This is a genomic window from Streptomyces sp. BBFR51 (assembly GCF_044591655.1).
Lineage (GTDB): Bacteria > Actinomycetota > Actinomycetes > Streptomycetales > Streptomycetaceae > Streptomyces.
The window spans coordinates 406071-426197 of sequence record NZ_CP172448.1 but is presented as its reverse complement, the minus strand read 5'-3'; the positions used below and the strand labels follow the sequence as shown (position 1 = coordinate 426197).

Annotated in this window: 20 protein-coding genes and 1 pseudogene; 11 read left to right on the top strand and 10 right to left on the bottom strand. The window is 71.8% G+C overall.

Annotated features, from left to right (window positions below; translation table 11 throughout):
* Positions 1–939 carry an ROK family protein gene (locus ACGH7X_RS01970; RefSeq protein ID WP_399896705.1) on the bottom strand — a complete coding sequence of 313 codons (939 nt, stop codon included), beginning with the start codon at positions 937–939 and terminating at the stop codon, positions 1–3.
* Between the two features lie 62 nt (positions 940–1001).
* On the opposite strand from ACGH7X_RS01970, the gene ACGH7X_RS01965 reads away from it, so the two are divergent.
* The 4 genes from ACGH7X_RS01965 (at position 1002) to ACGH7X_RS01950 (ending at position 6382) form a co-directional block, all read left to right on the top strand.
* Positions 1002–1775, top strand: a complete 774-nt coding sequence (locus tag ACGH7X_RS01965; protein WP_399880912.1) for a creatininase family protein — start codon at positions 1002–1004, stop codon at positions 1773–1775.
* Between the two features lie 14 nt (positions 1776–1789).
* Complete coding sequence (locus ACGH7X_RS01960; RefSeq protein WP_399880909.1) at positions 1790–2917, top strand: mandelate racemase/muconate lactonizing enzyme family protein; 1128 nt, start codon at positions 1790–1792, stop codon at positions 2915–2917.
* Positions 2914–3321, top strand: a complete 408-nt coding sequence (locus tag ACGH7X_RS01955) for a RidA family protein (protein WP_399880907.1) — start codon at positions 2914–2916, stop codon at positions 3319–3321. The genes ACGH7X_RS01960 and ACGH7X_RS01955 overlap by 4 nt, the downstream gene beginning before the upstream one ends.
* 136 nt (positions 3322–3457) lie before the next feature.
* Positions 3458–6382 (top strand): FAD-binding and (Fe-S)-binding domain-containing protein, encoded by a 2925-nt coding sequence (locus tag ACGH7X_RS01950; protein ID WP_399880905.1) that lies wholly within the window; start codon positions 3458–3460, stop codon positions 6380–6382.
* Positions 6383–6408: 26 nt separating this feature from the next.
* Here the strand turns inward: ACGH7X_RS01950 and ACGH7X_RS01945 are convergent, their stop codons facing one another.
* Positions 6409–6753 (bottom strand): STAS domain-containing protein, encoded by a 345-nt coding sequence (locus ACGH7X_RS01945; RefSeq protein ID WP_399880902.1) that lies wholly within the window; start codon positions 6751–6753, stop codon positions 6409–6411.
* A gap of 125 nt (positions 6754–6878) precedes the next feature.
* On the opposite strand from ACGH7X_RS01945, the gene ACGH7X_RS01940 reads away from it, so the two are divergent.
* Entirely contained in the window at positions 6879–7430 is a 552-nt protein-coding gene (locus ACGH7X_RS01940; protein WP_399880899.1) for a YciI family protein, read from the top strand.
* Here ACGH7X_RS01940 and ACGH7X_RS01935 read toward each other — a convergent pair.
* Both ACGH7X_RS01935 and ACGH7X_RS01930 read right to left on the bottom strand, forming a co-directional pair.
* The gene (locus ACGH7X_RS01935; protein WP_399880896.1) at positions 7366–7791 is read right to left on the bottom strand and encodes a hypothetical protein; all 426 of its coding nucleotides are present in this window, start codon (positions 7789–7791) and stop codon (positions 7366–7368) included. The two genes, ACGH7X_RS01940 and ACGH7X_RS01935, sit on opposite strands and share 65 nt — an antisense overlap.
* A 30-nt stretch (positions 7792–7821) precedes the next feature.
* Positions 7822–8169 carry a hypothetical protein gene (locus ACGH7X_RS01930; protein ID WP_399880894.1) on the bottom strand — a complete coding sequence of 116 codons (348 nt, stop codon included), beginning with the start codon at positions 8167–8169 and terminating at the stop codon, positions 7822–7824.
* A gap of 437 nt (positions 8170–8606) precedes the next feature.
* Here ACGH7X_RS01930 and ACGH7X_RS01925 point away from each other — a divergent pair, with 437 nt between their 5' ends.
* On the top strand, positions 8607–9347 hold the full coding sequence (locus ACGH7X_RS01925; RefSeq protein WP_399880891.1) for a sigma-70 family RNA polymerase sigma factor: 741 nt from the start codon (positions 8607–8609) through the stop codon (positions 9345–9347).
* Positions 9348–9457: 110 nt separating this feature from the next.
* Entirely contained in the window at positions 9458–9604 is a 147-nt protein-coding gene (locus tag ACGH7X_RS01920; RefSeq protein ID WP_217169051.1) for a hypothetical protein, read from the top strand.
* 43 nt (positions 9605–9647) lie between these two features.
* Here ACGH7X_RS01920 and ACGH7X_RS01915 read toward each other — a convergent pair whose 3' ends face one another.
* Together ACGH7X_RS01915 and ACGH7X_RS01910 are read right to left on the bottom strand one after the other, a co-directional pair.
* Positions 9648–10097, bottom strand: a complete 450-nt coding sequence (locus ACGH7X_RS01915; protein WP_399880887.1) for a DoxX family protein — start codon at positions 10095–10097, stop codon at positions 9648–9650.
* A 109-nt stretch (positions 10098–10206) separates the two neighbouring features.
* Entirely contained in the window at positions 10207–11229 is a 1023-nt protein-coding gene (locus ACGH7X_RS01910) for an aldo/keto reductase (RefSeq protein ID WP_399880884.1), read from the bottom strand.
* Between the two features lie 176 nt (positions 11230–11405).
* Between ACGH7X_RS01910 and ACGH7X_RS01905 the strand changes: the two genes are divergently transcribed.
* Positions 11406–12245 (top strand): helix-turn-helix transcriptional regulator, encoded by an 840-nt coding sequence (locus ACGH7X_RS01905; protein WP_399880881.1) that lies wholly within the window; start codon positions 11406–11408, stop codon positions 12243–12245.
* 96 nt (positions 12246–12341) lie between these two features.
* Here the strand turns inward: ACGH7X_RS01905 and ACGH7X_RS01900 are convergent.
* Both ACGH7X_RS01900 and ACGH7X_RS01895 read right to left on the bottom strand, forming a co-directional pair.
* Positions 12342–13193 (bottom strand): annotated as a pseudogene (locus ACGH7X_RS01900) (family 16 glycosylhydrolase); the annotation flags it as partial.
* 106 nt (positions 13194–13299) lie between these two features.
* Complete coding sequence (locus tag ACGH7X_RS01895; protein ID WP_399880878.1) at positions 13300–14493, bottom strand: glycoside hydrolase family 64 protein; 1194 nt, start codon at positions 14491–14493, stop codon at positions 13300–13302.
* 259 nt (positions 14494–14752) lie between these two features.
* Here ACGH7X_RS01895 and ACGH7X_RS01890 point away from each other — a divergent pair, with 259 nt between their 5' ends.
* Positions 14753–15862, top strand: coding sequence for a glycoside hydrolase family 43 protein (locus ACGH7X_RS01890; protein ID WP_399880875.1), 1110 nt, complete (start codon positions 14753–14755; stop codon positions 15860–15862).
* Positions 15863–15894: 32 nt separating this feature from the next.
* On the opposite strand, the gene ACGH7X_RS01885 is transcribed toward ACGH7X_RS01890, so the two are convergent.
* The gene (locus ACGH7X_RS01885; protein WP_399880873.1) at positions 15895–16365 is read right to left on the bottom strand and encodes a hypothetical protein; all 471 of its coding nucleotides are present in this window, start codon (positions 16363–16365) and stop codon (positions 15895–15897) included.
* Between the two features lie 356 nt (positions 16366–16721).
* Here ACGH7X_RS01885 and ACGH7X_RS01880 point away from each other — a divergent pair, with 356 nt between their 5' ends.
* Both ACGH7X_RS01880 and ACGH7X_RS01875 read left to right on the top strand, forming a co-directional pair.
* Complete coding sequence (locus ACGH7X_RS01880) at positions 16722–17597, top strand: helix-turn-helix domain-containing protein (RefSeq protein WP_399880871.1); 876 nt, start codon at positions 16722–16724, stop codon at positions 17595–17597.
* A gap of 60 nt (positions 17598–17657) precedes the next feature.
* On the top strand, positions 17658–18473 hold the full coding sequence (locus ACGH7X_RS01875) for an SAM-dependent methyltransferase (protein ID WP_399880869.1): 816 nt from the start codon (positions 17658–17660) through the stop codon (positions 18471–18473).
* A 29-nt stretch (positions 18474–18502) separates the two neighbouring features.
* Here the strand turns inward: ACGH7X_RS01875 and ACGH7X_RS01870 are convergent, their stop codons facing one another.
* Positions 18503–20122 carry a vWA domain-containing protein gene (locus tag ACGH7X_RS01870; protein WP_399880867.1) on the bottom strand — a complete coding sequence of 540 codons (1620 nt, stop codon included), beginning with the start codon at positions 20120–20122 and terminating at the stop codon, positions 18503–18505.
* Positions 20123–20127 lie beyond the last annotated feature (5 nt).

Sequence of the window (20127 nt, the reverse complement as noted above, 5' to 3'; positions counted from 1 at the left end):
CTACAGGTGGGACAGGACGAGTCCCGCCCCGCCCAGCAGCGCCACGTCGTCGACGGCTGCCGTACCGACCAGCACCCGCGGCTGTTCGGCGCCCACGAAGGCCACCGCGTCCCGCAGCCGCTCCTCCACCACGGTGCGCAAGCGCTCACCACCCTCACGGGCCTCACCGTGCAGGATGAACAGGCCGGGCGCGAAGAGCTGCTGCACGTTCACCAGCCCCAGGGCCAGGTTGTGCGCGTACTCCTCGACCACCCGGTCGGCGAGCGCGTCGCCGCTGTTCACCAGGGCCTCCAGCGACACCGCGTCCCCGAGGCCGGCGGCGCGCGCCCGGGCCCGCAGCCAGCCGGTCGTGGCCAGCGTCTTCCAGCAGCCCCGGTTCCCGCACGTACAGCGCTCACCACTGGCGGAGACGGTCATGTGCGCGCCGCTGCGTCCGCCGGGCGGGGCCATCACTTCCCCGTCGTAGAGCACACCCACCCCGAGCACCTCGCCGGTCGAGACGGAGGCGAAGGTGCGCCGTCCGCGGCCCGCGCCGAACCAGCGGTCGCCGAGCACCTGGAGCCGCGCCCGGTGCTCCACCCGCACCCCGGTCCCGGTGAGCGCGCCGAGCCGCTCCGTCACCGGATAGCCGTGCAGCGCGGGCACGTCGTTCACCTCGAGGATCAGCCCCGCGAGGGGGTCCACGAGGCCCGCGGCGGCCACCCCGATCCCCTGGAGCTCGTGGGCGGAGAAGAACCCGGCCGCCGCGGCCAGCGCCCTGTCGATGTCCGCGGGGGTCGCCGTGGCCGCGTCGTACGACGACTCGGTCCGGTCCAGTACCCGGCCCGCCATGGACAGCACGGCCGCCCTGACCCGCCCCGGCACCAGCTCGACGGCGCCCAGCCGCCGCACCGCGGGAGGGGAGGCCGGTTGCTCCGCGGCGTCGGGGACCAGTCGCAACGGAGAACTTTTGTGGACCATGCGCCGACTCTGCCATGGCCCCGTTTCGGAGAGGTAGCACTGTGAGCCAATCGAGACTGACCGAACTCACCTGGCGGGAGGTACGCCGGGCCGGCGAGGCGGGCATCGCCCTGCTGCCCATCGGTTCGCAGGAGCAGCACGCCGCGCACCTGCCGATGGGGACCGACACCCTGCTGGCCGAGGCGGTCGTGGACCGGGCGCTCGACCTCCTCGACCGGGAGACCTCCCCACCCGAGATCGTGCGGCTGCCGGCCCTGCCCTTCGGGCACAGCCCGCACCACCTGTTCGCGGCGGCCGTCTCGCTCTCCGCGGCCACCCTCGGCGCGGTCCTGGACGACGTCCTCGACTCCCTCGTGACCAGCGGCTACCGCCGCATCATGGTCGTCAACGGCCACGGCGGCAACGACGAGATCATGCGGCTCGCCGTGAAGCGCCTCGCGCTGCGCGCCGAGGTGACGGTCGCCGCCTGCTCGTACTGGACGCTCAGCGCGGGCGACGACACGGCCGGGCGGCCCGAGGTCACCCCGGGGCACGCCGGGTGGTTCGAGACGTCACTCATGCTGGCGGCCCACCCCGGTCTGGTGCGCACCCCCGTGCCCGCCCGCGCTCCCGTCGACCCACCGCCCCTGTTCGACAACCCGCCCCACCCCGGCCTGACCGTCGAACGCCACGGCGAATGGGAGCGGGTCGACGGCTCCACGGACGACGCCTCCGGCGCCGACGCCGGCCTGGGCGGCCGGCTCCTGGACGACCGGGCCCGAGGACTGGCCCGCGCGATCCGCGCCTTCGACAGCGCGAGCCGGTCAGCCCGATGATGCGAGGAGAAGAAATGAAGATCACCGACGTCGACGTGTGGGTCGTCAACCTCCCACTCGTCAATCCCTTCACGAGTTCCTTCGAGACCAAGACCGGCGAGACCCGCACCGTCGTCCGCGTCCGCACCGACGAGGGCGTCGAGGGCTGGGGCGAGACGATGTGGGGCGCGCCCGTCGCCGCGGTCGTCCGGCAGATGATCCCCGACCTGATCGGCACCAGTCCCTTCGCGCTGGAGGGCTTCCACCGCAAGCAGCACATGGTGCCGTTCTTCTACGGCTACCTCGGCTACGCGGCGATCGCCGCCGTCGACGTCGCCTGCTGGGACGCCATGGGCAAGGCCACCGGCCAGTCCGTCACCGACCTGCTGGGCGGCGCCGTCCGCGACGAGGTCCCGATCACCGCGCTGATCACCCGCGCCGACGCGCCCGGCGCCACGCCCGCCGACCTGCCCAAGGCCATGGCGGAGCACGCCGTACGGGTCGTCGCCGAGGGCGGATTCGAGGCCGTCAAGCTCAAGGGCACCAGGGACTGCGAGGGCGACGTCGCCATCCTGCGCGCCGTCCGCGAGGCACTGCCCGACGTGAACCTGCGCGTCGACCCGAACGCCGCCTGGTCCGTCCCCGACTCGGTGCGCGCCGGGATCGCCCTGGAGGAACTGGACCTGGAGTACCTGGAGGACCCCTGCGTCGGCATCGAGGGCATGAGCCAGGTGAAGGCGAAGGTACGCATCCCGCTGTGCACCAACATGTGCGTCGTCCGCTTCGAGGACTTCGCGCCCGCCATGCGGCTCAACGCGGTCGACGTCATCCACGGTGACGTCTACAAGTGGGGCGGCATCGCCGCCACCAAGGCGCTCGCCGCACACTGCGAGACCTTCGGCCTGGGCATGAACCTGCACAGCGGAGGCGAACTCGGCATCGCCACCGCGGCGCACCTGGCCGTGGTGTCGAGCACGCCCGTCCTCTCGCGGGCCATCGACAGCATGTACTACCTGCACGCGGACGACATCATCGAGCCGCTGCACCTGGAGAACGGCCGGCTGCGCGTGCCGTCGGGGCCGGGCCTGGGCGTGAGCGTGGACGAGGACAAGCTCCACCACTACGCCGGGGTCAACGAGCGGGACGGTGACCTGACCGGATGAGCGAGCGGACCGGCAAGCGAGCCGTGCACACGCCCGGGGCTCCACGCCCCGCGGGCGCCTACTCCCAGGGTGTGGTGGCCGGCGGATTCCTGTTCACGGCCGGCTTCGGCCCGCAGGACCCGGCCACCGGGGACATACCGGACGGCGTCGGACCGCAGACCGCGCAGGTGCTGCGCAACGTCGCCGCGGTCCTCGCCGGCCAGGGGCTGACCATGCGGGACGTCGTGAAGGTCACCGCGCACCTGCAACACCTCAAGCGGGACTTCGCCGCGTACGACGCGGCCTACCGCGAGTTCTTCGAGGAGCCCTGCCCGGTGCGCACCACCGTCGGGTCCGACCTGATGGACATCCTCGTGGAGATCGACGTGGTGGCCCTCCTGCCCGGCCAGGACCCGTCCGGGTGACCCCTTCGTGCTCGCCGGCCCCTCGCCGGAGCCGGCGAGCACACCGGTAGCGGGCCCCGCGCACCCCGGGGGGCCGCCCGCGCCCGGAGTCGTACGCTGATCAGCACTGTTCGAGATTGTGTGGGAGACGAACGCCATGCCCCTGCTGGAGCCCAAGCCGGAAACCCTCCGCCCCGCAGCGGTCCGCACCGCGGCGGCCGACCGGGTCCCGGACAGCGGGGCAACGGGTACGCCCGAGCCGCTGCGCAGCGGGCTGACCGCCCTGCTGGGACCGGACAAGGTCCGCTGGAAGGTCTCCGACCTGGTGAAGTACGCCTCGGACGCGAGCCCCTACCGGTTCGTCCCGCAGGTCGTCGTCCTCCCCGAGAACCTCGACGACGTCGCCGCGGTCATGGCGTACGCCCGCGCGGGCGGCCGCCAGGTCGTCTTCCGCGCCGCCGGCACCAGTCTGAACGGCCAGGCACAGGGCGAGGACATCCTCGTCGACGTACGACGGCACTTCACCGGCATCGAGGTCCTGGACGGGGGAGCGCGGGCACGCATCCGCCCCGGCACCACGGTCATGCGGGCCAACGCGACCCTCGCCCGGTACGGCAGGATCCTGGGGCCCGATCCGGCCAGCGCCATCGCCTGCACCGTCGGCGGGGTCGTCGCCAACAACGCCTCCGGGATGACCGCGGGCACCACACGCAACTCCTACCGCACCCTCGCCTCGCTGACCTTCGTGCTGCCGAGCGGCACCGTCGTCGACACGGCCGACCCGCACGCGGACGAGAAGCTGGCGCGGACCGAGCCGGAGCTGTGCGCGGGGCTGCTGGCGCTCAAGGCGGAGATCGAGGCCGACGCGGAACTCACCGCCCGCATCCGCGCCAAGTACGAGATCAAGAACACCAACGGCTACCGGCTGGACGCCTTCCTGGACGGTGCCACGCCCGTCGAGATCCTGCGCGGGCTGATGGTCGGCTCCCAGGGCACCTTCGGGTTCATCTCCGACGTCGTCTTCGACACCCTGGCGCTGGACCGCAAGGTCACCAGCGGCCTGCTCTTCTTCCCCTCGCTGACCGCCGCGGCGGCGGCCGTGCCCCTGTTCAACGAGGCCGGAGCCCTCGCCGTCGAGCTGATGGACGGCAACACCCTGCGCGCCTCGGTGAGCGTGCGCGGAGTGCCGGCCGACTGGGCCGGACTGCCGCGCGAGACGGCGGCGCTGCTCGTGGAGTTCCGGGCTCCCGACGAGGCGGGGCAGGAGGCCTTCGAGCGGGCGGCGGCCGGGGTCGTCGAGCGGCTGGAACTGGTCGCGCCGGTCGCCTCGGTGACCAACGAGTTCACCCGCGACGCCAAGGTCGTCTCCGGCTACTGGAAGGCCCGCAAGGCCTTCGTCACGGCGGTCGGCGGCTCCCGCCCGGCGGGCACCACCCTGATCACGGAGGACTTCGCGGTCCCGCCGTCCCGACTGGCCGACGCCTGCCAGGACCTCCTCGGGCTCCAGGCCGAGCACGGCTTCGACGCCGCCGTCGCCGGCCACGCCGCCCACGGCAACCTGCACTTCCTGCTCGCCTTCGACGCGTCGAAGGCCTCCGACGTCGACCGGTACGCCGCCTTCATGGACGACTTCTGCCGGATGACCGTGGAGCGCTTCGACGGGTCGCTGAAGGCGGAGCACGCCACCGGGCGCAACATCGCCCCTTTCCTGGAGATGGAGTGGGGGCCCAGGGCGACCGAGCTGATGTGGCGCGTCAAGGAGGTCATCGACCCCGAGGGCGTACTGGCACCCCGGGTCGTCCTCGACCGCGACCCCAGGGCCCACCTGCGCGGGCTGAAGACGATCCCCGGGATCGAGCAGGTCGCCGACCCGTGCATCGAGTGCGGTTTCTGCGAACCCACCTGCCCCAGCCACGACCTGACGACCACTCCACGCCAACGGATCGTGCTGCGGCGGGAGATGATGCGCCAGCCGGCCGGTTCCCCCGTGGAGGAACAGCTCCTGGCCTCCTACGGCTACGACGCCGTCGACACCTGCGCGGGCGACTCCACCTGCGCGATCGCCTGTCCGGTCGGCATCGACACCGGCGCCATGATGAAGGACTTCCGCCACCGGCGGCACTCACCGCGCGAGGAACGCGTCGCCGCCCTCACCGCGAAGCGCTTCAAGGCCGTCGAGGCCTCGGCACGGCTCGCGGTCGGCGCGGCGGACCGGATCAGCGACCGGCTCCTGACCGCCGCAACCGGCCTCGCCCGCAAGGCCGTACGACCCGACCTGATGCCGGAGTGGCTGCCCCAGATCCCGGGCGCCGCCGCCCGCGCCGTGCCGCCCACCTCCCGGACGGGAGCGAGCGCCGTCTACTACCCGGCCTGCGTCAACCGGATCTTCGCCGGCCCCGAGGGCGACGGCACCCCCTCATTGCAGCAGGCCGTGGTCGACGTCTCGGCCCGCGCCGGCCGGCCGGTCTGGATCCCCGACGACGTCGCGGGCACCTGCTGCTCGACGATCTGGCACTCCAAGGGCTACGCGGACGGCAACACCGTGATGGCCAACCGCGTCGTCGAGGCTGCCTGGGCCTGGACCGACGGCGGGCGGATCCCTCTGGTCGTCGACGCCTCGTCCTGCACGCTGGGCATCCAGCACGAGGTCGTCCCCTATCTCACCGACGCCAACCGGGAACTGCACCGGCGACTGACGGTGGTCGACTCCGTCGTCTGGGCCGCGGACGAACTCCTGCCACGGCTGACGATCCGGCGCACCACCGGTTCGGCGGTGCTGCACCCGACGTGCTCCATGCAGCACCTGGGCGACGTGGACCAGCTGCGGCAGGTCGCCGAGGCGATCGCCGACGAGGTCGTCGTCCCCGACGACGCCGGATGCTGCGCCTTCGCCGGTGACCGGGGCATGCTGCACAAGGAGCTGACCGCGTCGGCGACGGCGAAGGAGGCCGAGGAGGTGACCTCGCGCGCCTACGACGCGCACCTGTCCGCCAACCGCATGTGCGAGATCGGCATGGACCGCGCCACCGGGCGCGAGTACTACTCGGTCCTCATCGAACTGGACCGGGCGACCCGGCCATGAACACGCCGTTGAAAGAGCGCTCGCTCCTAGGACGTTCGCCTCGCCTGGTACACCGAGTCGTAGATGGGGAAGACGTGGCGCAGGCCGGTCAGGGCGAAGAGCTGCTTGGTGTTGGCGTCGGTGATGACCAGTTTCAGCTCCCCATGGACGGACTGGACGCGTTTGAGTGCGCCGACCAGCACGCCCAGGCCCATGGAGTCGATGAACGCCACCCCGCGCAGATCGACGACGAACCGACGGTGGCCGTCCGCGAGTCGCTCGATCATGTACTGCTTGATCGTCGGCACGGTGTACACATCCACCTCTCCGTGGATCTCCACGATGGTCCAGTCGCCGACGTCGCCGTAGCTGATCTCGATGGGAGGTTCCATACGTACCCAACGGCAAGTCCTGGGCAGAGGTTGCGCCGCACGTTCGTTCTGCATATGCGTACACGGCAGGCCAAAGAATCACCCCAGGTAGAGGGGACAGGCCTCAGAGGGATCAGACTGAAGGCATGGAATTCTTCTGCCACCACCGCGACCGGCCCGGCTCCCTGACGCTGCGTGAGGAGCTGGTCGAGGCGCACTGGTCCTACATGGACGGGTACGCGGCGGAGATGATCGCGCGCGGCCCGACCCTCACCGACGACCGCGAGGTGCCCACGGGCAGTGTGCACGTACTCGACCTGCCCGATCCCGCCGCCGCCCGGGCGTTCGCCTTCGGCGAGCCCGGCTACCAGGCGGGCGTGTACCGCGACGTGATGCTGCGCCGGTGGCGCAACACCCTCGGGCGCACCATGTGGGACTTCCCCGGTGGCCGGACCGGCGGCGACAGGTTCCTGGTACTCGGGCTGGGCGCGGGGCAGCCCGCCGACCTGGAAGTGCCGAACGGACGGGCCGAGTTGATCGCGTACGGCCCCCTGCTGTCCGACGACGGCGAGGCCTGGCTGGGTACGGCCGCGCTGGTGCGGGCCGCGGACACGGACACCGCACGGGCCGTGCTCACCGCGGACCGGTACGCCGGCATCGAGGTCCACCACTGGCAGTTCGGCGGGAGGCCGACCTGAACCGGGGAGCCGCCGGTCGTCGCACGAGGGGATGACGGAAGCCGACGCGCGTGCCGACGACGAGCGCGTCGGCGTCCTTGGCGGCGTCGAAGGCGTCCGGTCCCGGTCCCAGCACCGCGCTCGCGCGCCACAGCAGCTCGGGATCGCCGGTCGGGTCCGCGGCGGCCAGCGGCAGGAGCAGGCGTGCGGGCCCGGGCAGCGGCTCGAGCTGCACGAGCAGGCTCTGCTCGATGCGGTGCTCCAGCGGCATCGAGCTGGTCAGCGTGAAGCCGCCGGCGATCTCGGCCGGGCTCAGCGCCCGGGGGAGTTCCCGCAGCGCCAGGGGATTGCCGCGCGCCTCGGCGATCAGCCGGTCGCGCACCCGCCGGTCGAGACCGCCGGGGCCGCCAGCTCAGCGGACCGGACGCGTCGCCGTGCCCCAGCCCTTCGACAGCCCTTCGACGTCCAGCCGCCAAAGACCGGCGAACACCTCGTCGACCCTGCGCATGGCGAGCACGAGGGCGATGCCCTCCGCGTCCAGCCACTGCGCGTCGTCGACCACGCAGAGCAGCGCCCGGTCGCCCGCGGTCTCCGTGAGCAGGCCCAGCAGGGCGGGCCCGACCAGGAACGGGCCGGGCGCGGAGGCCTGACGCAGGCCGAACGCGGCCTCGATCGCCTCGCGCTGCGGGGCGGGCAGCAGCCCCGCGGAGGCCATCATGTGTCCGCACAACTGGTGCAGACCGGCGTAGGCCAGCTCCATCTCGGACTGCTGTCCACGATGCGTTCGACCCGGACATGAGCCGCGGCGCGCGCCGCTGTGGCCCGCGCGGGCACGGTTCACCAGCGCGTCCAGCTCCGCCGACTCGCGCCCTCATCCCCGCAATGCAGTGGTCTCGGCCACGATGTCCGCCTTCGCCGGTGCTTTCCGACGGGTGAGGTCTTCGGCATCTGATCCTGTCGAAGCCGTTGAGGAGGCATAAGCGCCCGCATGGGCCGTGATCCCGTCGCCCGAGCTCCGGGACGCACCGCCGTGTCCCTGCCACGTACGACCCGGGTGTTCACCGCCCGGACCACGCACGCACTACGGAGCACTACGAACTCGCCTACGGCTTCCCCGGGGCGCGACGGGCCACCCCGGGGCGCGACGTTGGAACCAGCCGCCCTTCCGGGCAGCCGATCCATCGAGAGGAGCCGGTCGTGAACACCCACCCGACCGAAACCAGGCGCCCCCGGGAGACGCCGGGCGCCCTGGCCGACCAGGGGAGCGACGAGCTGGGCGAGGCCGTGTCGGTGTTCGTCCGTGCCAGGCCGGGCCTGCTCAGGATCGCCGGCCACATCCTGGGCGACGCGGGCGACGCCGAGGACGTCCTTCAGGAGACATGGGTCCGGTGGCAGGGAACCGACCGGACCGTCGTCCTCAACCCGTCGGCACTGCTCAGGACCACCACCGTCCGGCTGGCCATCAACGTGCTCCACTCGGCCCGCAGGCGCCGGGAATCCAGCGCCAGCCCCTGGCTCCCGGAATCCGCGGACGACCGGGTGACCCCGGAAGCGGTGGCCGAACGCCAGGACGCCGTCGAGCGGGCCGTCTTCCTGCTGCTGGAGACACTCACCCCGAGGCAGCGCACGGCGTACCTCCTGCGGGAGGGATTCGGCTACCCCTACGCGCGGATCGCCGAGATCCTCGGCCTCAGCGTCGTCAACGCCAGGCAGCAGGTCGCCCGCGCCCAGGACCGCCTCGGCGCGGAGCGCTGCAAGCGGCCGGTGGACTCGGTCGAGCACCGCCGGCTCGTCCAGGCGTTTCTCGCGGCGGCCCGGTTCGGTGACCTCGCGCGGCTGGAAGAAGTCCTCACGGCGGACGGAGGCATGGAGCAGTCCGAGCAGTCCGCAGCCCCGGCGACCACGACACCGGTACGGAGCGCCCCTCACCTGCGCTGATCAGCCGCCGGTGACGTCCCGTGGCGCGTCCCGCCGTGCGGGTTCCGCCATTCGGGCCCATCCTGGAAGCCGGGCCACGACGCCCACAGACCGACCTACCGGGAGGTCCTGTGATTCTGCTCGCGTTGCTCCTACCGGTTGTGATGATGGCCTTCCTCTTCGCCGCAGACGCGCTCGAAGACCTGATCTTTCCGCCCCCGGCGGCCCCGGACGAGGATGCTCCGGGTGCCGACATCGCCGAAACGACCTCCCCCTGAGAAGAGCCGGCACACACGCCGCCCGGTCACGAGACCTGCCCGGTCACGAGACCTGTCCGGCCGCGGGCCGGGCCGCGCCCGGGGCGGTGCTGCCACGGCGGAGCAGCCCCGCCAGGGACAGCGCGCCCGGCCCGAAGAAGACCAGCAGCAGGAAGCCCCAGCAGAACAGTGCCGGGGCGAGTCCGCCGTTCTGGAGCGGGAAGAGGCCGTCGCCCTGGTGCTCGGTGAAGTAGGCGAAGGCCATGATCCCCGAGCTGAGAAACGCCGCCCCGCGCGTCGCCACGCCGAGGAGGACGAGACCCCCCGCCACCAGCTCGATGACACCGGCGTACCAGAACGGCCAGTCGCCCACGGTGCCGGCCCGCCGGTCCAGCACCCCGAAGACCGTGGCGGCGCCCTCGCTGGTGAACAGCACGCCCAGGACGATGCGGAACAGTCCGAGAACCAGTGGCTGCCGCCTGGTCAGCCGGTCGTTCAGGCGTGCGGTGCTCATCGGTGCGCTCTCCTCGAGTCGATCGGTGCGTGTCCTCGCGCGGACGCGGGCCGGGCGGGCGAGAGCCCTCCCGTACCCCATACGTGCGCGCGAGGCGTTCGGCTCAACGTCAGGCGGCGGAACGTTCACCCACGGGCCGGCGGCGCAGGCCCGGCCGCTGGAGCGCCGGCGGTACGAAGGCCTGGTCGAGGACGCCGACGTCCGTGCCGGGCGGGACGATCTCGTCGATCCGGTCGAGGAGGTCGTCGCCGAGCGCGACATCGACGCCGGCCAGCAGGTCGTCGAGGTGACTCATCGTGCGCGGCCCGATGATCGCGCTGGTCACGTCCGGGTGGGCGATGGCGAACGCCATCGCGAGATGCGTCAGCGGCAGGCCCGCCTCCTCGGCGAGCGAGACGAACCGCTCGACGGCGTCGAGACGGCGCTCGTCGTTGACGTGCCGCAGGAGCCCGGCGCGGCGCAGTTCGTTGTGCCCGCCCTTGCGCACCCGCCCCGTCAGCAGGCCCTGCGCGAGAGGCGCCCACACCAGGGTGCCGAGCCCGTGGCGCCGCGCGACCGGCAGCACCTCGCGTTCGATGCCGCGGTTGAGCAGCGAGTACGGCGGCTGCTCGGTGTGGAACCGTGCCAGACCGCGTCGTTCGGCGACCCACTGGGCCTCCACGATGTCGGACGCCGGCAGGGCGGACGTCCCGATCGCACGGACCTTGCCGCTGCGGATCAGGTCGGAGAGGGCGGAGAGCGTTTCCTCGACGTCCGTGTCGGGATCCGGCCGGTGGATCTGGTAGAGGTCGATGCGGTCGGTCCCGAGGCGACGCAGCGAGTCTTCCACGGCGGTCATGATCCAGCGCCGTGAGGCCCCCTGCTGATTGGGATCGTCCCCCAGCGGGCGGCTCACCTTGGTCGCGACGACGACGTTGTCGCGCCGCCCCTTGAGCGCCTTGCCGACGATCTCCTCGGAGTCGCGGTAGGCGTCGGCGGTGTCGATCAGGTTGATCCCGGCGTCCAGCGCCTTGTGGATGACGCGGACCGAGTCGTCGGGGTCGGGATTGCCGACCGACGTGGCGAACATCAGCGCGCCGAGCGCGTAGGGGCTGACCTTGATGCCGGTCCGGCCGAGCGTGCGGTACTCCATGGCGGACGTGCCTTTCCTTGCGAAGGGGTTCCGGGCAGCGCGTGACACCGGCGAGGTGGGCCGGTGGACCCGCGGGCCTCCAGCGTGCGGCGGGGCCGGCCGGGGCGGGAGAGACGTCCTTGTCCAGGGACCGGCCGTCCCTGGCTCCGGCCGGCGGCACGCGGCATGGTGGACGGGTGGACAGAACCGAACTGGCCGACTTCCTGCGCCGCTGCCGTACCCGGCTCACCCCTGCCGACGTGGGCCTCTCGCCGGGCGCACGGCGTCGCACTCCGGGGCTGCGCCGCGAGGAGGTGGCGCGGCTGGCGGGCATGTCCACCGACCACTACACGCGGATCGAGCAGGCCAGGGGATCGCGCCCGTCGCGCCAGATGCTCGCCGCCGTCGCCCGCGCGCTGCGGCTGACCGACGACGAACGCGACCACGTCTTCCATCTGGCCGGCGAGGAGCCCTCGCGCGACCGGACCCCCACGGACCACGTCCGCCCCGGCCTGCTCCTCCTCCTGGACCGGCTGACCGACGTCCCGGCCCAGGTGGTGAGCGACCGCGGCGACATCCTCGCGCAGAACGCGATGGCCAAGGCGCTGCATGGCGACGCCTCCGCTCCCGGTGCGGAGCCCAACGTCGTCCGGCGCTTCTTCATGGACCCCTCCGCGCGGGAGCTCTTCCCGGCCGAGGACCACGACCGGGCCGCCCGCACGGCGGTGGCGGATCTGCGCGCCACTCTCGGCCGCCGCCCCGACGACGCGCGGCTGAGGGCACTCGTACGCCTGCTGCGTGCCCGGAGCGAGGAGTTCTCGGCGCTCTGGGACACCCATGAGGTGGCCGTGCGCCAAGCCGCCGTCAAGCGTTTCCTGCATCCGGTCGTGGGTCTGCTGGAGCTCGACTGCGAGGTCCTGCTGAGCCCCGAGCACGACCAGCGGCTGACCGTCCACACCGCCCGCCCGGGCAGCGAGTCCCACGAGCGGCTGGAACTGCTGCGGGTGGTCGGCCTCCAGGACCTGACCCGCGGCTGAACGCGAAGAAGACCGCCACCTCGCGGGAGGGGGCGGTCGACTTCGTGTCCGGTTCGGGCTCGGGAGACGTCAGGCGTCAGCCGTAAGCCGTCAGCCGTCGCTCGTGGTCACCTTCACCTCGTCGACCACCAGTTGCTGCGGGAAGGAGGTCGAGCCGTCGGGGTCGCCGGGCCAGTAGCCGCCGACCGCGAGGTTCAGGATGAGGAAGAACGGCTTGTCGAAGACCCAGCGGTTGCCGTTCAGGTCGGCCGGCGTACGGGTCTGGTAGACGTTGCCGTCGACCGACCAGGTGATCTTGTCGGGCGCCCAGTCCACCGCGAAGGTGTGGAAGGCGTCCGCGAACGCCTCACCGTTCGGCAGTGTGTAGCCCGCGCCGATGCCGCCCGAGCCGGAGTAGCCGGGGCCGTGGATGGTGCCGTGGACCGTCGAGGGCTCGAAGCCGACGTTCTCCATGATGTCGATCTCACCGGAGTTGGGCCAGCCGACCTCGCCGATGTCCTGGCCCAGCATCCAGAACGCGGGCCAGATGCCCTGCCCGCGCGGGATCTTCATCCGGGCCTCGACGTGCCCGTAGGTGGCGGTGAACTTGCCCGAGGTGTTGAGCCGCGCCGAGGTGTACTCGCACGTCCCGTACCAGCACTGGTAGTTGCCCGGGTTCTCGCGCCGGGCCTCGATCACCAGATTGCCCTGGCCGTCGAGCTTCGCGTTGTCGGTGCCGGACGTGTAGTACTGCCGCTCGTGGTTGTCGACGTTGTCTCCGGTTTCGAGCTGCCACTTGGCGGAGTCGACGCCGGAGCCGGCGGGCCCGTCGAACGTGTCGGAGAACGTCACCGCCGCGGCGGACTTCGGCTGGTGCTCCGCCTGGGCGGGGGCCACCGCGGCGGCCGCGACGAGGGTGGCGGACAGTGTGGCGAGCAGGCAACTGCGGAGCAGTCGTGGGGAGGCCATGTCTCTCCCTTTCGTGGGCCCGCTCCCACGAAGCGGGAGCGGGCGTTGAGGTGGGGGGAAGGTACGGGCGCGGGTGGGGCCGGCCCGGGTCGGTCGAAGGCTCGGGTCAGCCGAAGGACTCGAGCGTGATGGCCGCGTCCTTGGGGTCGCCGTCGTGCACGAGCGACTCGTGGTTGCCGACGTCGTCGAAGGCGAAGGCGTACGCCTGGCCGTCCCGCATCTGCGCGTGGATCAGACGGGCGTAGTGGTTGGTGACACCGTCCTGGTAGAAGCCGGCGGCGTCGGCGTCGGGCTGCTCGGAGTTGGTGAGCAGCGTCGAGCGGTTGTACGCGGCGCACAGGGTCCGCGAAATGGGGCCGCGGACCTGGTCGTTGGGTGCGTCGAGCTTGTTGTAGCAGCCGAAGACGGAGTCGGAGTCGGGCTTTTCGAAGGAGGTGACCACGGCACCGGTGCCGTCGGTGAAGTCCATCTTGTCGCCGTTGACCTTGCCGAAGAACTTCGTGTCCGGCTGGTCCTTGAACGGCGTGACCGTCAGGGTGTCGGTGGCGTACTTGCTCCACACCCGGTCGATGTAGTCGCTCATCACGTCGGCCGGTATGTCTCCGGAGCCGATGCCGTGGCCGGGAGCCAGCACCCGCAGCGGCGAGCCGTCGCTCCGGGTCTGGACCAGACCCTCCCAGCCGCCGCCCTGCTGCTGGAGGCCGTCGGCAACGGCCTTGTATCCACCCGGCTTCAGCGAACCGGTCTGCTTCGTCGAGCCGTCGCCCGCGGTCAGGCCGACGGAGTAGGGCGCCGAGAACATGTCCACCTGGGTGGAGTTGATCCACAGACCCGAGTCGTTGAGCGTGTACTCGGTCCAGTTGAACAGCGTGTCGTGGTTGGGGTCGTCGGCGTTCTGGACGGCCGGCTGCACGAGTCCGCCGTCGGCGAGCCGGAAGTCGAGCTTCTGGCCGTACGAGAAGTAGACCCGGCCCGAGAACTTCGGAAGCTGAACGGTCTTTGACCCGCCGTTTGCGGGGCCGGCGAACGAGGCGTCGGGGGCCGGGACCGGCGGGGCTCCACCGGCCGGCCAGGCGTGGAAGGCGCCGCTCTCGTCGGCGTATCCCTGCTGCCCGGAAGCGAGTTCGGTGCCGATCACGTACACGTAGACCTGTTCGGCGCTGCCCGAGTCGTTCTTCAGGGTGAGCGGGATGGTGTCCGGTACCGCCGAAGCCGGTTCGGCCGGCCCGACGACGACGGCGACGGCGCCGATCGACGCCGCGACGGCCAGAGACGCCGTCAGCTTGCGTGGGGAAAGCACACGGTCCTCCTTGGTGTGGGGGACTTGCAGCGTTGTAGTGCTTCCCTGTGCATGTCAACTAGTTGAACGAGATCAATCGGAAGAAGGCACTCCAGGTTCGGAAGGTGAAGCGGAAGGCGAAGCGGACAAAGTCCTCGTACGTCCGGGAGTCGGACGCGACAACGCTGTCGGCGCCCTCATTGACATGTCCGCCGCCAATTACGATCCTGGACGTGCCTACTTCCATCGATGTAAAACACGGCCGTGGAAGCGGAGGGACATGTCACTCCTGTCTGGAAGTCGACCGAACGGGATCGGGAAGCTCTCCCGCCGCGTTTCCGTCGCCGGCGCCGCCGTGCTGTCCGGCGTCCTCGCCGTCCTCCTGCTCCTCGTGTCCTCCGCCGGGCCCGCGCGGGCCGACCGGACCGGTCTGCGGGCCGCCGACCCGAGCGTGATCCGGGTCGGCGGCACCTATGTCTCGGTGCAGTCCACCGGCGGCGGCATCGCCGTACGCCAGGCCGCCTCCACGGCCGCGCTGGCGTCGGCGCCCGCCCGGCAGGTCTGGTCGGACACCCACGACCGCGGTGAGGTGTGGGCACCCGAGATCGTGCGGGACGGCGGCCGCTACTACATCTACTTCTCGGCCGGCCGCGGACCGGCCCACCGGATGTACGTGATCAGCTCCGCCGCCGCGGACAGCGGATACACGGCCGAGACGAAGCTGGCCCTGCCGGACGACAAGTGGGCCATCGACGGCACCCTGTTCACCTTCGAGGGGCAGCGGTGGTTCGTCTGGTCGGGCTGGGCCGGCGACACCAACGTCGAGCAGAACCTCTACATCGCGCGGATGAGCGACCCGGCCACACCGACCGGCGGACGGTACGTCATCTCGCAGCCGCGGGAGAGCTGGGAGCGGGTGGTCGGCAACCCGTTCATCAACGAGGGCCCCGAGCCCGTCAAGGATCCGGGCGGTCAGCTGCACATCGCGTACTCCGCCAACGGCAGCTGGAGCGACCAGTACTGCCTGGCCGACCTGAGGCTGCGGGCCGGCGGCGATCCGACCTACGTGTGGGACTGGTACAAGTCCAACGGCTGTCTCTTCGGTTCCCACCGCGAGACCATGATGGCCGGCTGGGACCCGACGCTCCACGTCGACGGCCCCGGCCACCACAGCTTCGTCCTGCTCGACGGCGACATCGCCACCAGCCCGCCGGCCGGCCCGAGGTTCCCCCTGATGTTCCACGCCGTCGCCAAGGGAACGCCGTACGCGTGGGAGAACCGGTACTGGTACACCGGCACCTTCTGCTGGTGGGGGAACACCACCTACAGCCGTGCCAACGTCCCCGGGCCCACCAGCGACACCGGATGGAGCCTCAAGTTCTTCGAGTAGGGCCGCCGTCGGGACGGCAGGGCACGCGGCGCTCAGGGCGCCAGGGACCAGCGCGGCGGCACACCGGTGAGCCGGCAGACGAGGAAGTACAGCGGGATGGGCGCGGTGTAGGGCGAGTCGCCGTCGGGGCCGTGGATCAGGCGCGGCCCGGTCGGCCCGTCGGCCGGGCGCGGCCGGGTCCAGGAAGGGTCGCCGGAGACGTAATGCGTGCTGTCGGGCCACGCGACCCCTATGTCGGATCCCGAGGGGACGATCCACCACCAGAGCCCCTCGTCGGCGAACACGCAGCCCGCGCGGGGCAGGGAACTGAGGATGCGTTCGCCGTGTTCCGCGCAGGTGCCGACGGCATCGTGACCGAGGCCGGTACGCAATCCGGCGGGAAGGGGGAGGGAGGCGGGGCCGGAGCGGCGTCGGCGGGGTGGGCACGCGGTGTTGGACGTACCTGAGCGGTCACGGGCGGTGGCCGCGGACGGACGTGGATCACGGGTGCGCTGCAGGTCCATGGGGGGTGTCCTTTGGCCGGGCGGGGAGCGGGCGGACCGGTTGGGACCGGCGCGGCCGAACGCTCCACTTCGGCGCGCTGTCGGTCTGTTGGCGCGCGCGACCGACGGATCACCAGGAGAACGTTGTCATGCGAGACCGTCCCGTGGGGTGGGGGCGCGTGTCCAGCAGGGCGGTCCTGGCCATCGGTCGGGGAGAACAGGGGGCGGTGAAGCCACTGTGTCATCCTTCAACAACCCTGCGCAACCGGCAAGTTGAAAATTGCAGCTGCCTGGACGCATGCTCCTCGGACGGGGTGGCGCTCGTGGCAGACTTGCGCATCCGGGGCCCGGGCGCGGGACGGCGAAGGGAAGACGGTGTGACCGCGGAGACCGATTGGGGCGGCGCCCCCTCCGTGCTGCGCATGATCCTCGGCAGGCAGTTGGAGGAGTTGCGCACCCGCGCCGGTCTGACGTTCGAGCAGGCAGGTGAGGCGATCGGGATGAGTCATTCCACGATCCGCCGCCTGGAGGCGGCGAAGGTGGCGCGGCTGCGGCTTCCGGACGTGGAGAAGCTGCTCCAGGTCTACGGTGTCCGCGACCGGCAGGAGATCGACACCTTCCTGAAGTCGGCCCGCGAGGCGAACAAGCGGGGCTGGTGGCACACCTACCGTGACGTCATGTCGGACTGGTTCGCGGCCTATCTGAGCCTGGAGCAGGCGGCCCTGCACATTCGCGCCTACGAGTCCGGCGTCGTGCACGGCCTGTTGCAGACCCCGGCCTACGCACGCGCCCTGCTGAGCGCCGGCAACCCGCACGCCTCCTCCGTGGCCACCGAACGTCGGGTGGCCCTGCGCATGCGGCGCCAGGAGATCCTCACCCGGCCGTCCCCGCCCCGCCTGTGGGTCGTGATGGACGAAACGGTTTTGCGCTGGCCCGTGGGCGGCCCCGAGGTGATGCGGCAGCAGGTGGACCGGCTGATCGAGCTGGGCCGGCTGCCCAACGTCACACTCCAGATCATGCCGTTCGCCGGCGGCCCGCACCCCGCCATGCGCGCGGGCGCCTTCGACCTCTTCCGGTTCCGGGCCCCCGAACTCCCCGACATCGTCTACCTCGGCGGACTCGTGGGCGCCGTCTATCTGGACAAGGGCGACGACGTGGTGGTCTACCGCGAGGCCCTGGACCGGCTGGGCGCCCAGGCGGTCCCGGCCCGAAGCACCGAGGAACTCCTCGGCGCGCTGCGCAAGGAGCTGTGAAGACTTTCCGCACCGAGAGTTCACTCGCACCGCACGACCCGACCCAGAGAGGGGCGAACGTTGTCCGACAGCGGATGGCCGGCCGACCGAATCGACACCGAGCACGCGCACTCGGCCCGGATCTACGACTACATCCTGGGAGGAAAGGACTACTACCCCGCCGACCGGGAGGCGGGTGACGCGATGGCCCGGGAATGGCCGGCCCTGCCCGTCCACATGCGCGCCAACCGGGACTGGATGAACCGCGCCGTGCGGTGGCTGGCCGAGGAGGCGGGCATCCGCCAGTTCCTCGACATCGGCACCGGCATCCCCACCTCGCCCAACCTGCACGAGATAGCCCAGTCGGTGGCCCCCGAGTCGCGGGTGGTCTACGTGGACAACGACCCGATCGTCCTGACCCTCTCCCAGGGTCTGCTCTCCAGCACGCCCGAGGGCCGGACGACGTACATCGAGGCGGACTTCCAGCGCCCGGAAGCCGTCCTCGAATCGGCCGAGTTCCGCAAGACCCTGGACCTGGGCGAGCCCGTCGCACTCACCGTGATCGCGATCGTCCACTTCGTCCTGGACGAGGACGACGCGGTCGGCATCGTGCGCCGGCTCCTGGAGCCCCTGCCCTCCGGGAGCTACCTGGCCATGACCATCGGCACCGCCGAGTTCGCCCCCGAGGAGGTGGGCCGGGTCGCGCGCGAGTACGCGGCCCGCGACATGCCGATGCGGCTGCGGACCATCGACGAGGCCCACGAGTTCTTCGAGGACCTGGAGTTGGCCGGACCGGGCATCGTCCAGGTCCACAAGTGGCATCCGGACGGCACGGGCGAACAGGGCATCCGGGACGAGGACATCGCGATGTACGGGGCGGTGGCCCGCAAGCCGTAAGGCCCCGCGCGAAAGGCGCCGGCGGCCGGTCAGATCACGCGGAACAGGTCGGCGGCGGCGTGGACGTCGGTGAAGTCCTCGATGGACCTGAGGTTGTCGCACAGGGCCTCGAGGACCGAGCCGGCCTCCGCGACGCGCGGGGCGCCGATGCCCACGCCGAAGACCCGGAAGCCCAGCCTGCGCTTGGCGTCGTTCCAGCCGCGCATCCACTCCTCGGTGACGCCGCAGTCGTCGTCGGTGAGCATCACGATGTCGCCGCGTGTGCGGGAGGAGTCGTTGAACTCCTCCTCGAGCAGTTCGCCCGCCGCCGACAGCGGCCGCTGGTAGCTGGTGCCGCCGCCGAGGAAGGTCTCCGCGAAGTCGAGGGTGCGGGCGAGGGGGGCGGGCCGGTCGGCCGGGAAGCGGAAGACCTGGAGCTTGTCGGCGGCGGAGAACAAAATGCCGACGAAGTCGCGCCCCGCCTGGCGGGCCTGGTCGAGGAGTGCCAGCGCGCACGCCTTCGCCCACGCTTCCCGGGTGATGCCGCCGGGCCCCGCCTCGTACATGGAGTGCGAGGTGTCCACGCAGGCGATGACGGCGCCCCGGCCGGTGGCCTGTTCTCCCTGGCTGTCGTAGAGCATCAGCTCCCCGGCGGCGTAGCGCGCGGCGAACACCGCGCGCAGTTCGGGCAGGCCGAGGTTGGCCAGCTCGGAGGGGATGACGCGGGAGAGGTCGTCGCCGAGTGTGACGCCGATCAGTTCACCGGTGGCGTTCTCCACCTTGCGGGCGCGCTCGCCCTCGGCCATCTGCCGGAAGCGGCCGATCAGTTCGGCCCACTGTGCGAGCCGGCCGGTGCGCAGCCGCTCGGCCAGCCGGGCGCGCCCGTCGAACGGCATCCGCTCCAGCTCGCCGGAACCGACGCCCCAGGCCCGCATCAGCGCCGCCTCCTCCCGCGCGGCGGCCGCCGACTTCGCCACCCCGCTCCGCGCGGCGGCACGGATGCCGGGGAGCGCCACGGCATGGGCCTGCCCGGCGTCCAGGGCGGCCCGTCGCGCGGCGGCCTCCGCGCTCTCGGCCGCCTGCTGTACGGCTTGTACGGCGTCGGCGGCCGGACCGGACACGGTGCCGTCCTCGTCGGCCTCGTCGGCGGCCTGCCGGAGCGCCTCGGCGACGGCGGCTGCCGCGTCCTCGGCGCGCTGCCGCGTCCGCTCCGCCCGCTCGTCCCGCTCCCGGGCGGGCCCGGACTCGTCCAGCATCCGGCGCAGCGCGGTGGCCTGGGCGAGCACGGCCATGGCGGCGGCGTACGGGTCGCCGACCGTCTCCCGGTGCAGCTCGGCGAACCCGGGCGACTCCAGCAGCGCGCCGACGATCCGGTGGTTGACCATGCGGGAGGGGTCCATCTCGGCGGGCTCGCGCAACCGCGGGCCGGCCCGGTAGGCGGCCAGGAACGCGTCCGTGAGGAGGTCGGCGGTGTGTGCGTGGCGCTCGCCCAGTTCCCCGGCCAGCTCCCGCAGCGCGGCCGACTGCTCGTAGGTGTCCCGCCACGTGAGCCGGTCGAAGCGGTCCGCGACCACGGCCGCGGTGTGCCGTGCGGGAGCGGCGGCCGACAGGGCCAGCCACTTGGCGGCCCGGTTCGCCAGCTCGTCCAGCCGGTTCGGTGCCTGGTCCATGGTTT

Coding starts and splice junctions, on each gene's coding strand:
- ACGH7X_RS01915 (WP_399880887.1), bottom strand. CDS start 10,097: ATGAGCACCGCACGCCTGAACGACCGGCTGACCAGGCGGCAGCCACTG.
- ACGH7X_RS01930 (WP_399880894.1), bottom strand. CDS start 8,169: ATGGAGCTGGCCTACGCCGGTCTGCACCAGTTGTGCGGACACATGATG.
- ACGH7X_RS01955 (WP_399880907.1), top strand. CDS start 2,914: ATGAGCGAGCGGACCGGCAAGCGAGCCGTGCACACGCCCGGGGCTCCA.
- ACGH7X_RS01960 (WP_399880909.1), top strand. CDS start 1,790: ATGAAGATCACCGACGTCGACGTGTGGGTCGTCAACCTCCCACTCGTC.
- ACGH7X_RS01940 (WP_399880899.1), top strand. CDS start 6,879: ATGGAATTCTTCTGCCACCACCGCGACCGGCCCGGCTCCCTGACGCTG.
- ACGH7X_RS01950 (WP_399880905.1), top strand. CDS start 3,458: ATGCCCCTGCTGGAGCCCAAGCCGGAAACCCTCCGCCCCGCAGCGGTC.
- ACGH7X_RS01885 (WP_399880873.1), bottom strand. CDS start 16,365: ATGGACCTGCAGCGCACCCGTGATCCACGTCCGTCCGCGGCCACCGCC.
- ACGH7X_RS01945 (WP_399880902.1), bottom strand. CDS start 6,753: ATGGAACCTCCCATCGAGATCAGCTACGGCGACGTCGGCGACTGGACC.
- ACGH7X_RS01870 (WP_399880867.1), bottom strand. CDS start 20,122: ATGGACCAGGCACCGAACCGGCTGGACGAGCTGGCGAACCGGGCCGCC.
- ACGH7X_RS01910 (WP_399880884.1), bottom strand. CDS start 11,229: ATGGAGTACCGCACGCTCGGCCGGACCGGCATCAAGGTCAGCCCCTAC.
- ACGH7X_RS01890 (WP_399880875.1), top strand. CDS start 14,753: ATGTCACTCCTGTCTGGAAGTCGACCGAACGGGATCGGGAAGCTCTCC.